The sequence below is a fragment of the Streptomyces sp. NPDC092370 genome, assembly GCF_044755265.1.
Lineage (GTDB): Bacteria > Actinomycetota > Actinomycetes > Streptomycetales > Streptomycetaceae > Streptomyces.
Genome location: NZ_JBIVQO010000002.1, coordinates 723,147 through 737,028, shown reverse-complemented (window position 1 = coordinate 737,028; position 13,882 = coordinate 723,147). Strand labels below are relative to the sequence as shown.

15 protein-coding genes are annotated in these 13,882 nt (G+C 71.3%); 5 read left to right on the top strand and 10 right to left on the bottom strand.

Features of this window, described 5'->3' with window-relative positions:
* The first annotated feature begins 67 nt into the window (after window positions 1-67).
* Complete coding sequence (locus tag ACIQHQ_RS09925; protein WP_402611304.1) at window positions 68-790, top strand: 3'-5' exonuclease; 723 nt, start codon at window positions 68-70, stop codon at window positions 788-790.
* A gap of 16 nt (window positions 791-806) precedes the next feature.
* On the opposite strand, the gene ACIQHQ_RS09920 is transcribed toward ACIQHQ_RS09925, so the two are convergent.
* The gene (locus ACIQHQ_RS09920) at window positions 807-1,670 is read right to left on the bottom strand and encodes a phosphotransferase enzyme family protein (protein WP_402611302.1); all 864 of its coding nucleotides are present in this window, start codon (window positions 1,668-1,670) and stop codon (window positions 807-809) included.
* A gap of 173 nt (window positions 1,671-1,843) precedes the next feature.
* Window positions 1,844-4,096, bottom strand: coding sequence for an MMPL family transporter (locus ACIQHQ_RS09915; protein ID WP_402611300.1), 2,253 nt, complete (start codon window positions 4,094-4,096; stop codon window positions 1,844-1,846).
* A 341-nt stretch (window positions 4,097-4,437) separates the two neighbouring features.
* Here ACIQHQ_RS09915 and ACIQHQ_RS09910 point away from each other — a divergent pair, with 341 nt between their 5' ends.
* Complete coding sequence (locus ACIQHQ_RS09910) at window positions 4,438-4,983, top strand: DUF1697 domain-containing protein (RefSeq protein WP_402611298.1); 546 nt, start codon at window positions 4,438-4,440, stop codon at window positions 4,981-4,983.
* Window positions 4,976-5,350 (top strand): DUF4440 domain-containing protein, encoded by a 375-nt coding sequence (locus ACIQHQ_RS09905; protein WP_402611296.1) that lies wholly within the window; start codon window positions 4,976-4,978, stop codon window positions 5,348-5,350. Before ACIQHQ_RS09910 ends, ACIQHQ_RS09905 begins: the two co-directional genes overlap by 8 nt.
* On the opposite strand, the gene ACIQHQ_RS09900 is transcribed toward ACIQHQ_RS09905, so the two are convergent.
* The gene (locus ACIQHQ_RS09900; protein ID WP_402611294.1) at window positions 5,331-6,188 is read right to left on the bottom strand and encodes a transglutaminase-like domain-containing protein; all 858 of its coding nucleotides are present in this window, start codon (window positions 6,186-6,188) and stop codon (window positions 5,331-5,333) included. The two genes, ACIQHQ_RS09905 and ACIQHQ_RS09900, sit on opposite strands and share 20 nt — an antisense overlap.
* 156 nt (window positions 6,189-6,344) lie before the next feature.
* On the opposite strand from ACIQHQ_RS09900, the gene ACIQHQ_RS09895 reads away from it, so the two are divergent.
* Together ACIQHQ_RS09895 and ACIQHQ_RS09890 are read left to right on the top strand one after the other, a co-directional pair.
* Window positions 6,345-6,665, top strand: a complete 321-nt coding sequence (locus tag ACIQHQ_RS09895) for a GvpL/GvpF family gas vesicle protein (protein ID WP_402611292.1) — start codon at window positions 6,345-6,347, stop codon at window positions 6,663-6,665.
* Entirely contained in the window at window positions 6,634-7,173 is a 540-nt protein-coding gene (locus ACIQHQ_RS09890) for a GvpL/GvpF family gas vesicle protein (RefSeq protein ID WP_402611290.1), read from the top strand. The genes ACIQHQ_RS09895 and ACIQHQ_RS09890 overlap by 32 nt, the downstream gene beginning before the upstream one ends.
* Window positions 7,174-7,251: 78 nt before the next feature.
* Here ACIQHQ_RS09890 and ACIQHQ_RS09885 read toward each other — a convergent pair whose 3' ends face one another.
* The 7 genes from ACIQHQ_RS09885 to cysC all read right to left on the bottom strand — a co-directional run bounded on the left by ACIQHQ_RS09885 (window position 7,252) and on the right by cysC (window position 13,863).
* On the bottom strand, window positions 7,252-8,004 hold the full coding sequence (locus tag ACIQHQ_RS09885) for a sirohydrochlorin chelatase (protein WP_402611289.1): 753 nt from the start codon (window positions 8,002-8,004) through the stop codon (window positions 7,252-7,254).
* A 5-nt stretch (window positions 8,005-8,009) separates the two neighbouring features.
* Complete coding sequence (locus ACIQHQ_RS09880; protein WP_402611287.1) at window positions 8,010-8,906, bottom strand: ABC transporter permease; 897 nt, start codon at window positions 8,904-8,906, stop codon at window positions 8,010-8,012.
* Entirely contained in the window at window positions 8,893-9,681 is a 789-nt protein-coding gene (locus tag ACIQHQ_RS09875; RefSeq protein WP_402611286.1) for an ABC transporter ATP-binding protein, read from the bottom strand. Before ACIQHQ_RS09875 ends, ACIQHQ_RS09880 begins: the two co-directional genes overlap by 14 nt.
* Window positions 9,682-9,730: 49 nt before the next feature.
* The gene (locus ACIQHQ_RS09870; protein ID WP_402611285.1) at window positions 9,731-10,834 is read right to left on the bottom strand and encodes an aliphatic sulfonate ABC transporter substrate-binding protein; all 1,104 of its coding nucleotides are present in this window, start codon (window positions 10,832-10,834) and stop codon (window positions 9,731-9,733) included.
* 223 nt (window positions 10,835-11,057) lie between these two features.
* The gene (locus ACIQHQ_RS09865; RefSeq protein ID WP_402611284.1) at window positions 11,058-12,392 is read right to left on the bottom strand and encodes a sulfate adenylyltransferase subunit 1; all 1,335 of its coding nucleotides are present in this window, start codon (window positions 12,390-12,392) and stop codon (window positions 11,058-11,060) included.
* A 2-nt stretch (window positions 12,393-12,394) separates the two neighbouring features.
* On the bottom strand, window positions 12,395-13,330 hold the full coding sequence (gene cysD, locus ACIQHQ_RS09860; protein WP_402611282.1) for a sulfate adenylyltransferase subunit CysD: 936 nt from the start codon (window positions 13,328-13,330) through the stop codon (window positions 12,395-12,397).
* Window positions 13,327-13,863, bottom strand: a complete 537-nt coding sequence (gene cysC, locus ACIQHQ_RS09855) for an adenylyl-sulfate kinase (protein ID WP_402611280.1) — start codon at window positions 13,861-13,863, stop codon at window positions 13,327-13,329. Before cysC ends, cysD begins: the two co-directional genes overlap by 4 nt.
* Window positions 13,864-13,882 lie beyond the last annotated feature (19 nt).

The following is a 13,882-nucleotide window of genomic DNA, read 5'->3' as shown; positions in this document are numbered from 1 at the left end:
GATTGTCAGTGGTGCGTGGGAAGGTGGAGATCACTGGGGGAACGCACCACAAGAAGGGGGACCGCCCATGAGCTGGCACCGGGAGCTGCTGGTCGGCTTCGACCTGGAGACGACGGGCACGGATCCGCGCGAGGCGCGCATCGTCACGGGGGCCGTGATCGAGGTCAGGGGCGGAGAGCCGATGGGGCGCCGGGAGTGGCTCGCGGACCCGGGAGTGCCGATCCCCGAGGACGCGGTGGCGGTGCACGGCATCAGCAATGAACGCGCGGCGGCCGAGGGCAGACCGGCCGACCAGGTGGCGGAGGCCCTGGCCGACGTCCTCACCTCCTACTGGAAGACGGGCGTGCCGGTCGTCGCGTACAACGCGACCTTCGACCTCACCCTGCTCTCCGCGGAGTTGCGGCGCCACGGTCTGCCGTCCCTGCGCGACCGCCTGGGCGGGGTGGACCCGGCCCCGGTCATCGACCCGTACACCATCGACCGCTGGGTCGACCGCTACCGCCGCGGCAAACGCAACCTCGAAGCCGTCTGCGCCGAGTACGGAGTCGTCCTCGAGGCCGCCCACGACGCCACGGCCGACGCCCTGGCGGCCGCCCGCCTGGCCGGCGCGATAGCCGACCGCCACCCCAAGATCGCCGCCCTCGGCCCGGCGGCCCTGCACCACCGCCAGATCGAGTGGTACGCGCAGTGGGCGGCGGACTTCCAGAGCTTCCTGCGCGGCAAGGGCGACGCGACGGCGCTGGTCGACGGGACATGGCCCGTGCGGGAGTTGGCGGACGAGCCGGTCTGACAAGGCTTGCCGGCCGTCAGAACGGATACCACCGCACCGTCTCGTCCCCCTCCCGCAAGGACCTCACCCGCCGCTCGAACTCGGCCAGCGCCTTCGGGTTGCTCGGCGCGTGCTGGGCGACCCACGCACAACTGGCCGTCTCCCGGGCCCCGCGCAGCACACCGCAGCCCTCCCACGCGCGTACGTCCCAGCCGTAGGTGTCGGCGAACGACGCGTACGCCCCGTCCGACACCCCGTACCGGTCGTGAGACAGCACCATCACCACCAGGTCGTGCTCCCGCAGATCCGCGGACACCGTCTCCAGGTCCACCAGCACGGGCCCGTCAGGTCCGACATGCACATTGCGCGGCAGCGCGTCCCCGTGGATCGGCCCCGGCGGCAGATGCGGGGTGAGCGCGGCCGCCTGCGCGGCGAACCCGTCCCGCCGCTCGCGCAGATACGCCGCGTCGGCGGGGTCGATCGCGTCCCCCGCGAGCCGCAGCCAGCGCTCGACACCGCCCAGCAGATCACGGCCCGGAAGCTCGAACGGAGGCGGAGCAGTGGCGTGCACGACCCGAAGGAGTTCGGCCAGGTCCCGCGGCTCGGCGGGCCGCACGGCATCCGGCAGCCGATGCCACAGCGTCACCGGATGCCCCTCCACCAGCAGCGCCTTCGGCTCGGCCGCCCGTACCGCCGGCACACCCGCCCCGGCGAGCCACACCGCGATGTCGAGTTCACGGCGCGCCCGGCCGAGGAGTTCGGCGTCCCGGCCGACCTTGACGACCAGGTCACCGACGGCGAACACCGCGTTCTCGCCCAGGGCGAGCAGTCGCGCCTCCCGGGCCGCACCGGGCAGCACATCGGCCGCTGCCAGTACGTCGCGCGCCCGTGCCTCGTCCATCGTCCGCCTCCGTCGTCCGCGCTTCGGCCGTCGGGTTGCGGCCATGCACCGGTCAGTGTCGCATCGGCACAGGCCGGGCGGCGTGCGCGGTGCCTTGACGAGACACACGGCCGTGCGCGGACACGACCGGGCCGGTCCCGGCAACCAACGGGCCCTGCGCACCACCGAGGCGGTCAGACCTTGAGGGGCTCGCCCTCGTCGTCCCGCGCCGCCGGTCCGGCGATCTCCTGCGGTGCCTCGTCGTGCGTGAGGTCCGGCAGCCGGTGCAGCCACTTCGGCAGGTACCAGTTGCGCTCGCCGAGCAGTGCCATCACCGCCGGCAGCAGCACGCCCCGGATGATCGTCGCGTCGATGAGCACCGCGGCCGCGAGACCGACGCCCATCTGCTTCATGGACTGCATGGACAGTGTCCCGAAGATCGCGAACACGGCGACCATGATGACCGCGGCGCTGGTGACCACCCCGGCCGTGGTGACCACGCCGTGCCGGATCGCGTCCCGCGTCGTCAGGCCCCGCAGCCGCGCCTCACGGATCCGGGAGACCACGAACACGTGGTAGTCCATCGACAGGCCGAACAAGATCACGAAGAGGAACAGCGGCAGCCAGGTGATGATGGCGCCGACACCCTCCGCGCCCACCAGGGACGCGCCCCAGCCGTGCTGGAAGACGGCGACGAGGATGCCGTACGCGGCGCCCACCGACAGCAGGTTCAGCACGATCGACGTGACCGCGATGGTCAGCGAGCGGAACGACAGCAGCATCAGCGCGAAGGCGAAGACCACGACGAACGCGAACACCGGGACGACGGCGCCCGCCAACTGGTCGTTGAAGTCCTTGGAACCGGCCACCTGCCCGGTGACGGGCGCCTCGATGCCGTCGACCTTGCCGAGCGTGGCCGGACGCACCTCGTCGCGCAGCTTGTCCAGGCTCGCGCCCGCCTTGTCCTGGTCGGAGCCGCCGACCAGCGGGACGTAGACGAACGCGACGTTCTGCGCATCGTGCAGCTTGATCTCCACCGGGCCGCGCGAGGCTCCCGAACTGATCGCCCGCTCGCGGAAGTCGGCGAGTGCGGACTTCACCTCGGGCGCGTTGATGTCGTCCGCCTTGACGACCACCTCGGCCGGCTCGGAGCCGCCCGGGAAGGCGTCGTTGAGCCGGTTGTACGTCTGCACGATGGGCAGGGAGTCGCCGAACTCCTGGTCCAGGGTGAACTGTTGGGTCTTCATGCCGAGCGCGGGAGCCGTGATCGCCAGCAGCGCACCGGCCGCCACGACGACGGCGATCACCGGCTTGGCGAGGACGCGCCGCAGCACGGCCGTCCAGAACCGGCTGTCCTGGCTGCCGCCGCCCCGCTTGCGCCGCCGCAGGAACGGGATGCGGCCCTTCTCGACGCGCTCGCCCAGCAGCGACAGCAGTGCGGGCAGCACGGTCACGGAGCCCACCATCGCCACGGCCACCACCATCAGCGAGGCCAGACCCATCGCCTCGAACTCGGCGAGCCCGGTGAACAGCATGCCCGCCATCGCCACGCACACCGTGACACCCGAGACGACGATCGCCCGGCCACTGGTCGCGGCGGCGATCCTGAGGGCAGTCAGGGCGTCCCGGCCGGCCTCGCGCTCCTCACGCTCGCGGCGCAGATAGAACAGGCAGTAGTCGACGCCGACCGCCATGCCGACCAGCAGCATCACGGAGTTGGCGGTCTCGCTCATCGGCATGACGTGGCTGACGACACCCATGAGGCCCATCGTCGCCATGATCGCGGTGACCGCGAGCGCCACCGGCAGCAGCGCCGCGACCAGCGCGCCGAACGCGATGAGCAGAATGCCGAAAGCCACCGGCACCGCGGAGTACTCGGCCTTCTTGAAGTCGTCGCCGAACGCGTCGTCGAACGTCTTCATCATGCTGGCGCCGCCGATCTCCTCGATCCGCAGCGACGCGTGGTCCTGCTGGACGCCCTCGACGGCCTTCAGTACCGGCTCGATCCGCTCGCCCGCGGTGTCCGGCTCGCCCCGCACGTCGAACTGGACGAGCGCGCTGCGGCCGTCCTTCGAGATCGTCTTCGTGTCGTAGGGCGAGGTCACCTCGGTGACCCGGCCCGTCCCCTCGACGGCCCGCACGACGGCGCCGACGGCGTCCCGGAACTCGGCGTCCGTCGCCTTCAGGCCACTGCCCTTCGCCTGGATCAGGACCGTCTCACTGGCCGGCTCGTCGATCCCGGCGTCCTCGGTGATCCGCGCGGCGGTGTGCGTCTCGCCCTTCAGCTGGTCGCTGTCCTTGACGTCGACCCGGCCGGCTGCCGAACCGAGCCCCGTCGCCAGGACGACGAACAGCACCCAGATGCCGACGGCGGCCCATCGGTGCCGGGCGCTCCAGCCGCCGGCCCGGGCGGCGAGTCCCCGTACCCGTATGTCTCCGTTCCCCATGACGGGCCTGCCCCCTCGTGATGCGGTGGCGACCCCCTGCCGCCCCCTTTCGTTTCGAAGGTATGGGCCGGATAAAGCCATCTCGTCGTGCTGCCCGGTGAAGTGGCGGGGCCGCACCTCATCCCCACGGACCGAGCCCCCTCCCCACTGGGGAGGACCCTCGCGGACTGTGGCCCCTTACACCTATCGGGAGACAATCTCGGGCTCCCCGGGTGTGTGGATCCTGGGCAGACGGTTGTGCCCCGCGAAGACCGGTGAGTAATTTACGGGGCCGGGCAGTTGCCCGCCGCGGCCGTCGTGCCCACCCCCACGGGGCACGACGGCCGCTTTATCGTGAGCGGATGACGACATACGCAGCGCTGCTGCGCGGAATCAACGTGGGCGGCAGCAGGAAGGTCCCCATGGCCGACCTGCGCACGCTCCTGGCCGGCCTCGGCCTCGACGACGTCCGTACGTACCTGCAGAGCGGCCAGGCCGTGTTCTCCTGCGGCCAGGGGGACGAGGAGTCCTTGGCCGGGGAGATCGCGCGGGCCGTCGAGAAGCGCTTCGGCTTCGCCGTCGACCTGATCGTGCGCGACCACGCCTATCTGCGGGCGATCGCCGACGCCTGCCCGTTCCCGGCCGCGGACCTGGAGCCCAAGCAGCTCCACGTCACCTACTTCTCCGCGCCCGTCACCCCCGTCCGCTTCGCGGAGATCGACCAGGAGGCCTGTCTCCCCGAGGAGTTCCGCCTCGGCGACCGGGCCCTGTACCTGTACGCCCCGAACGGCCTGGGCCGCTCCAAGCTGGCCGAACAGCTGTCGAAACCGCGCATCAACCAGGGCGTGATCGCCACGACCCGCAACTGGAACACCGTCGTCAAGCTGGTGGAGATGACAGGTGCCTGAACACAACCAGGCCGTCGAGTCGGCGATGGAGGGCGAACTGGCCCTGCTCACCCCGAAGGTCCGCCGTTCGCCCGAGCGGGTCGGGGCGCTGCTGCACCCCGACTTCCACGAGTTCGGCGCTTCCGGCCGGCACTGGAGCCGGGCCGCGATCATCGCCTCCCTGGCCGCGACCACCGAGCCGGGAGGCCGGCCCGTCACCGTCTCCGCGCTGAGAGGCGTCCAGCTCGCCCCGGACCTGGTCCACCTCACCTACGACACGGAGTACGACGGCGCCCGCGCCCACCGCAGTTCGCTGTGGCGGCGCACGGAGGGCCGCTGGCTGCTCTGGTTCCACCAGGCGACGCCGTTCAGCGAACGGGCAACATGACGCGGCGCTCCCCGAGGTAGGGCGCGTACGACGTGATCTCGGCCGGCACGGTCAGCCGCGGATCCGCGAAGAGCCGCCGCCGGTCGTCCTCGGAGCGGGCCGCGGCGACCGCGTCGGCCGCCGCGAGGGCGTCGTCGGTGAGGGGCGCGCCCTTGCGGAACCGCGGGTCCCAGCCGTCCCAGGGGAGCAGCTCGACGCCGTTCAGCGCGGCCAGGTCGCGCAGGACGTTGCCCCCCACGAACCACAGGCCCCGCAGTTCCTCGACGGAGCTCACACCGCACGTCTCGGGGTCCACGCGCCCCTGCCGGCAGGCCCGCCAGACGTCACCGGCCACCAGGAAGGCGTCCCGGGGCACGTCCATCGGGTCGAACGGCACGCCGTAGCCGTCGTGGACCTGGGCGTCGGCCAGCCGCCAACCGCCGTCCGGCGCCCGGTACTCCGTGACCCAGTGGTCCTCGTACCAGCCGTCGGCGAAGTAGGAGGCGAACCCGCAGCGCGCACGCGCCGGTGTCCCCGTGGCCCGCAGCAGCGAACACAGCAGGAGCGAGAAGTCCCGGCAGGTTCCCACGAACCTCCCGGCGGGCGCCCGCCGTTCGGTGAGCGGGGTGTCACCGCGCTCCCGCAGGATCCGCAGGATCCGCGTGACGTACCGGGACTCGGCGTCGTGGTGCAGCCGTTCCTCGGGCACCGCGTACCCGAAGAGCCCGCCCTCGCCCCGGTGGACGATCAGGCCCCTGACCATCGCGGCCAGCCGGCGCGGCTCGTGGGGCAGCGCCCCCGTGCCGAGGTCCCCGGGATCGCTGTACGGCGTCTGGCGCAGAGAGAAGTCCTCGTTCATGCCGGGACCCTCGGCCCTGCCCCAGGGGCAAGGTCAACCCGGTCGCCGTTCATGTGAACACCTCCGCCGCCACCTCCGTACCTAGGGACGGAGGGACGGCACGAGAACGGAGTCTCGCGAGAGGAATCGCACGGCCACCGACAGGAGCCCGCAGTCATGAGTGACACGAACCTCGTCTACGCCTACGCGGTCCTGCGCCGCACCCCCGAGGCCGCGGCGGCGACGGCCCGCCTGCGCGGTGTCGCCGGAGAGCCGATCCACCTGGTCACCCCGGCGGTCACCAGCCCCGAGCTCGCCTTCGCCGTCGGCCACGTCCCGCCCGCCGACTATGCCGACGCCCCCCTCCAGGCCCACCTCGACGACCTGGACTGGCTGGAGTCCACGGTCCGTTCCCACCACGCCGTGGTGGCCGCCCTGGTCGCCTCCGGCGCCGCCGTGCTTCCTCTTGCGCCTGGCCACCGTCTACCGCGACGATGACACCGCCCGGCAGGCCCTCGACACCCGCCGCGGCTACTTCCTCTCCCTGCTCGCCCGTCTCACGGGCCACGTCGAACTCGGCGTCAAGATCTACGCCACCGCGGACATCACCCCGCCCGAAGCCGGCACCGAGCCCGAACAGGGCCCGATCACCGGCCTCGGAGTCGGCCGCGCCTACCAGGTGATCCGCCGCCGCAGACAACGCCGGAACGACGACGCCTGGCACACGGTCGCCCTGGCCGCCGCCCGCCTCACCGAAACGGCCCGCGCCCTCGCCGTCGACCGCGTCACTCACACCCCCGAACGCGGCAGCCTGGCGGGCTCGGCCCCCGGCACCAACATCGGCAACGACGCCTACCTCGTCCCGAAGGACCGGGTCGCCGCCTTCCGCACGGGCATCCTCGCGGCCGCCCGGGGCGTCCCCGGCCTCCGCGTGGAGATCAGCGGCCCATGGGCCCCTTACTCCTTCGCCCTCCAGCCCCAGCCGCACGAGGAGACGGCGGCGTGAGGGGCACCGTGACCGCATTCCCGACCTGACGGCTTCGAGCCGGGCCCGTTCGGAGCCCGCCCCGCCGGCCGGCCGAGGTCAGGCGCTGACCGCCGCGAGCAGCGGCACCCGTGCCGCCTCGTACCGTTCCAGCACCACCCGCGCCACCTCCGGCGCCGAGCCCAGGACGCCCGCCAGGACGTCCGCCTGCGCCGCGCCCCGGGCGATGCGGTCCGGGAGGAAGCCGGGGGCCAGGACGTAGGGGGCGACGGCGACGCGCGAGCAACCCGACGCGCGCAGTTCGCGGACGGCGTCCTCGGTGCGGGGGAACCCCGCGGGAGAACCAGCGGAGGCGAACGCAGGCCGCACGGCGCACCAACCGGTGTGCCGCCACTCCCGCGCGATTGCTGCGATCACCGCGATCGCCTCCGGGTCGGTGGACCCGGCCGAGGCCAGGACGACCCCGGTCGAGGACTTGTCGGCGGGGGTCAGCCCCGCCTCGTACAGGCGTCGTTCCAGGGCCCCCACGAGGAGGGGGGAAGGGCCGAGGACCTCCGCCTGGTGGATGCGCAGCTGCGGGGGCGCGTCCGCGAGGACCGCGGGGATGTCCGCCTTCGCGTGGAACGCCCGCGTCAGGAGCAGGGGCAGGGCGACGACGTCGCGGACGCCCTGCACCGCCAGGGACTCCAGGACCCCCTGCGCGGAAGGGACGTTGAACTCCAGAAAGCCCGTCTCCACCCGCACGTCGGGGCGCTGTGCGCGCACCCGGCGCACCAGGGCGTGCACCGTCGCGGCGTGGCGCGGGTCGCGGCTGCCGTGGGCGATGACGAGGAGAACGGGCTTGTCGATCATGGGCGTCAGTTCTTCACCAGCAGGCCCCGGCTGCGCAGCACCCACCGCTCGAGCGGGCTGAAGATGAGCAGGTCGATGGCGATGCCGACGATGAGGATCAGGAGGATGGCCTCGAACACCATGGCCATGTCGCTGGCGTTGCGGCCGTTCTCCAGCAACTGGCCGAGGCCGACGCCGAGGTCGGGGAAGGACGCGATGATCTCGGCGGCCATCAGGGAGCGCCAGGAGAAGGCCCAGCCCTGCTTCAGGCCCGCCACGTAGCCGGGCAGGGCGGCCGGAAGGACGATGTGCCAGGTGCCCTTCAGGCCCGTCGCGCCGAGCGTGCGGCCCGCGCGCAGGAACAGCGGGGGCACCTGGTCGACGCCGGAAACCAGGCCGTTGGCGATCGACGGCACCGCGCCGAGCAGGATCACCGCGTACATCATCGAGTTGTTCAGGCCGAGCCAGATCACCGCAGGCGGTACCCAGGCGACCGACGGCAGGGACTGCAGACCCGACAGGATCGGGCCGATCGCGGCGCGGACGAACTTCACCCGGGCCACGATCAGACCCAGCGGCGTGCCGATCAGCAGGGCGAAGCAGAAGCCGAGCAGACCGCGCGAGACGCTGGTCCAGATGTAGCCGAGCAGCTCGCCCTGGAGCCATGCCGTGTGGACGACGTCCCACACCGCGGACGGAGCGGGCAGCTTGGTCGGGTCGTCGACGATCTTGAAGGAGACGAGCGCCTGCCAGAGGGCCAGCACCAGCGCGACGGCGAGGACGGGTGGCAGGATCTTCTGGACGAAGGTCTGCCGGAACGGCGTGCGGAGCGTCTGCCTCGACTCCAGCGCGTCGAGGCCCGCCTCCAGCCCGGCGAGATCGCTGCCGTCCTTGGCGACGGTCGTCGAATCAGTGCTGGCCATGACGGCGGATCTCCCCACGCAGTTCTTCGGTGATCTCGACGGACAGCTCCGCCACGGCGGAGTCCTCGATGCGGCGCGGGTGCGGAATACCCACGGTCCACTCGCGTGCGATCCGTCCCGGACGGGAGGACAGCAGCACCACACGCTGCGCGAGCCGGACCGCCTCGCGCACGTTGTGCGTGACGAACAGGACGGACAACTGAGTCTCGCGCCAGATGCGCGTCAGCTCGTCGTGCAGCACGTCCCGCGTGATGGCGTCCAGCGCGGCGAACGGCTCGTCCATCAGCAGCAGCTTGCTCTCCTGCGCGAGCGCCCGGGCCAGCGCGACGCGCTGACGCATCCCGCCCGACAGCTCGTGCACCCGCTTGCCGTACGCGCCCTTCAGCCGCACCAGTTCGAGCAGCTCCTCGGCACGCTCGCGGCGCTCCGCCTTCGGCACACCCCTCAGCTTCAGGGCGAGTTCGATGTTCTTGCCCGCCGTCAGCCACGGGAACAGCGCGTGCTCCTGGAACATCAGCGCCGGGCGGCCGTCCGTGGTGATCTCGCCGACGGAGGGCCGGTCCAGGCCCGCCACCAGGTTGAGCAGGGTGGACTTGCCGCAGCCCGAGGCTCCCAGGAGGGTGACGAACTCGCCGGGCGCGACATCGAGAGTGATGTCGTCCAGGACGAGCTGCTGCCCGGCGGGGCCCGGATACGACTTCGACACGTGTGCGATCCGGGCGGCGTGCGTGGCCGCCCCGGTGCCGTCGGCGGCCTTGGCGAGGGTCGTGGCCATGGTCGTCACCTCCTGGGAACTCTTCACAATGCGGCTTCGGGATGCGGGCTTACTTCGCGCCGAGACCGGCGTCGTCGACCGTGGGCTCGCCCTCGGCCTTGAGGACCTCGTTCAGCGGCGCGAGGTCGTAGATGCCCTCCAGATCGGGCTTCTCGAGCAGCCCCGCCTTCACGGCGTGCTCCGCCTCGGTCCTGAGGGTGGAGGCCAGCGGGTCGTCGGTGAACTGGATCGACTTCCACGCCGGGTCCAGCACAGCGGCGGGCAGCGCCTTGCCGGAGTCCTGCTCCAGCTGCTTGTTCGCCGCCTCCTTCGCCGCGTCCGGGTTGGCGTTGATCCACTTGTTGGTCTCGACCGAGCCCTTGAGCACGGCCTCGACGACCTTCGGGTACTTCTTCAGGAAGTCCTGCCGCACGATGATGTTCGTGATCACGAACTTCTTGTCCGGCCACAGCGTCGCCTCGTCGAGCAGCACCTTGCCCCCCTCGGCGACCAGCTTCGACGCGGTCGGCTCCGGCACCCAGGCGCCGTCGATCGAACCGGACTTGAAGGCGTCCGGGGTGACCTTGTTGTCACTGCGGACGACCGTGACGTCACCCTTGCCGCTCTCGGCGTCGACCTTCCAGCCCTGCTCGGTGGCCCAGTTCAGGAAGGCCACGTCCTGGGTGTTGCCGTGTTGCGGGGTGGCGATCCTCTTGCCCTTGACGTCCTTCAGGGACTTGATTTTCTCCGGGTTGACGACGAGCTTCACACCGCCGGACGCCGAACCGCCGATGATGCGCAGGTTCTTCCCGTCGGACTTGGTGTAGCCGTTGATCGCCGGGGACGGGCCGATCCAGCCGATGTCGATGGAGCCGGAGTTCAGCGCCTCGATCTCGGACGGGCCCGCGTTGAAGGTCGCGTACTCCGCCTCGGTGGCGCCCAGCGACTTCTGGAAGATGCCCTGTTGACGGCCGACGAGGGCGGTGCCGTGGGTGAGGTTGCCGAAGTAGCCGATCTTGACGGAGTCGAGACCGTCGATCTTCTTCGCTCCGGCGGCGACCTTGGCGGCGCCGTCGTCCTTGGCCTGGGAGCCGTAGCCGCAGGCGGCCAGCGTGAGCAGGGGAAGTGCGGAGATGACCGCGAGGCTGCGGCGAAGAGCGGATGAGGCAGGCACGGGAGGTGTTCCTCTCGGAGGCCCGGCGGTCACGGTCCGATCAGGTCGTGGCCGGGAGGTCGGCAGGTTTGCGTCTACGGCGGTGGGGGGTGAGGGCGCGCATGCGGTGCGCGTACGTCAGCGCACACATCGCGCCACTCCGCCCTGTCCGCTGCCGAGCGCACCGCTGCCGACGCGGCCGCCCTCCTTGGCGAACATGGAGTAGAAGTCGGGGGAGGTCATGTCAGAAGTCCCACCCGTCGTCCTCGGACTCGTCCTTGACCGGCTCCGGGGCGGCGAACGACTCGCCGACCATGCCGGCGGTCAGGGTCGTGCCGTCGTTCGGGTCGATCAGGATGAACGAACCGGTGCGGCGCGAGTCGGCGTAGGAGTCGACCGGCAGCGGCTCGGCGGTACGGACCTTCACCCGGCCGATGTCGTTGGCGACGAGCTGTCCCGGGTGCGGGTGCAGAGACAGGTCGTCGAGCGTGAGGCGGGAGGGGATGTCCTTGACGATCGCCTTGACCGTGCGGGTGCCGTGCTTGAGCAGCACCCGGTGCCCGACCGTCAGCGGGGCGTCGGCGACATGGCAGACGGTCGCCTCGATGTCCTGCGTGGTCGCGGGCGCGTCCTTGCTCGGCACGATCAGGTCGCCGCGCGAGATGTCGATGTCGTCCTCCAGCAGGAGGGTCACCGACTGCGTCGTCCAGGCCACCTCGACCGGCTCGCCGAGCAGGTCGATACCGGCGATCTTCGAGGCCCGGCCGGACGGCAGCACTGTGACGGCCTCGCCGACGCGGAAGGAACCGGCCGCGATCTGACCGGCGTAGCCGCGGTAGTCCGGGTGGTCCGGGCTCTGCGGGCGGATCACGTACTGCACGGGCAGCCGGGCGTGGCAGTGGCTCAGGTCGTGCGCGACCGGGACCGTCTCCAGGTGCTCCAGCACGGTCGGGCCGCCGTACCAGTCCATGTTCGCGGACGGCTCCACGACGTTGTCGCCGACGAGCGCCGAGATCGGGATGGCGGTGACCTCGGGGACGCCCAGTTCGGTCGCGTATGCCGTGAACTCCTCGGCGATCGCCGCGAACACCTTCTCGTCGTAGCCGACGAGGTCCATCTTGTTGACGGCGAGGACCGCGTGCGGGACGCGCAGCAGGGCGGCGATGGCCGCGTGCCGGCGGGTCTGCTCGACGACGCCGTTGCGGGCGTCGACCAGGATCACCGTCAGCTCGGCGGTGGAGGCGCCGGTGACCATGTTGCGCGTGTACTGCACGTGGCCCGGGGTGTCGGCGAGGATGAACCGCCGCCGGGGCGTGGCGAAGTAGCGGTACGCCACGTCGATCGTGATGCCCTGCTCCCGCTCGGCCCGCAGGCCGTCCGTCAGCAGCGCGAGGTCCGGGGCCTCCTGGCCGCGGCTCGCGGAGACGCGCTCCACGGCCTCCAGCTGGTCGGTGAGGACCGACTTGGAGTCGTGCAGCAGCCGCCCGACGAGGGTGGACTTGCCGTCGTCGACGGAACCGGCGGTGGCGAACCGCAGGAGGGTGGTCTCCGAGAGCTCCTCGGTCGTGATCGTGCTCATCTCTAGAAGTACCCCTCGCGCTTGCGGTCTTCCATCGCGGCCTCGGACATCTTGTCGTCGGCGCGGGTGGCGCCGCGCTCGGTGAGCCGGGAGGCGGCGATCTCCACGATCACCTTCTCGATGGTGTCGGCGTCGGAGTCCACCGCGCCGGTGCAGGACATGTCACCCACGGTCCGGTAGCGCACGAGCCGTTTCTCGACCCTCTCGCCGTCCTTCGGTCCGCCCCACTCGCCGGCGGTCAGCCACATGCCGCTGCGGGAGAACACCTCGCGCTCGTGCGCGTAGTAGATCTCGGGCAGTTCGATGCCCTCGCGGGCGATGTACTGCCACACGTCGAGCTCGGTCCAGTTGGACAGCGGGAACACGCGGACGTGCTCGCCCGGCGCGTGCCGGCCGTTGTACAGGTTCCACAGCTCCGGGCGCTGGCGGCGCGGGTCCCACTGGGAGAACTCGTCGCGCAGCGAGAACACCCGCTCCTTGGCCCGGGCCTTCTCCTCGTCGCGGCGGCCGCCGCCGAAGACGGCGTCGAACTTCTCCGCCTGGATCTTCTCGGTCAGCGGCAGCGTCTGGAGCGGATTGCGGGTGCCGTCCGGGCGCTCCTTGAGCACACCGCGGTCGATGTAGTCCTGTACCGAGGCGACGTGCAGCCGCAGCCCGTGCCTGTCCACCGTGCGGTCGCGGTAGGCGAGGACCTCGGGGAAGTTGTGCCCGGTGTCCACGTGCAGCAGCGAGAAGGGCACCGACGCCGGGCGGAAGGCCTTCAGCGCCAGGTGCAGCATGACGATGGAGTCCTTGCCGCCGGAGAAGAGGATCACCGGCCGCTCGAACTCGCCCGCCACCTCGCGGAAGATGTGCACCGCCTCGGACTCGAGGGCGTCGAGGTGCGACAGCGCGTACGGGCTGTCGGTCTCCTCGGAAACGGTGGCGGCGGTCGTCATGCCAGTCCCCTTTCGGTCAGCAGGGCGTACACGGAAGCCGCGGACTCCTGCACGGTCTGGTTCTGCGACTCGATGCGCAGATCGGGCGACTCGGGCGCCTCGTACGGGTCGTCGACCCCGGTGAGCCCCGAGAGCTCACCCGCGGCCTGCTTGGCGTACAGGCCCTTCACGTCCCGCTCGCTGCACACCTCGACCGGCGTGGCCACGTGCACCTCGACATACGCGGTGCCGTTCGCCTGGTGGCGCCCCCGCACCGCGTTCCGGCTGTCCTGGTACGGCGCGATGACCGGGACGAGGGCCAGCACACCGTTGCGGGCGAGCAGCTCGGCGACGAAGCCGATGCGCTGCACGTTGGTGTGCCGGTCCTCGCGGCTGAAGCCGAGGCCCGCCGAGATGAACTCGCGGATCTCGTCGCCGTCGAGCACCTCCACCCGGTGGCCGTCCTCGCGGAGCCGGCCGGCCAGTTCGTAGGCGATCGTGGTCTTGCCGGCGCTCGGCAGACCCGTGAGCCAGACGGTGGCTCCGGTCGTCACGTCACTCTCCTGAATCGTC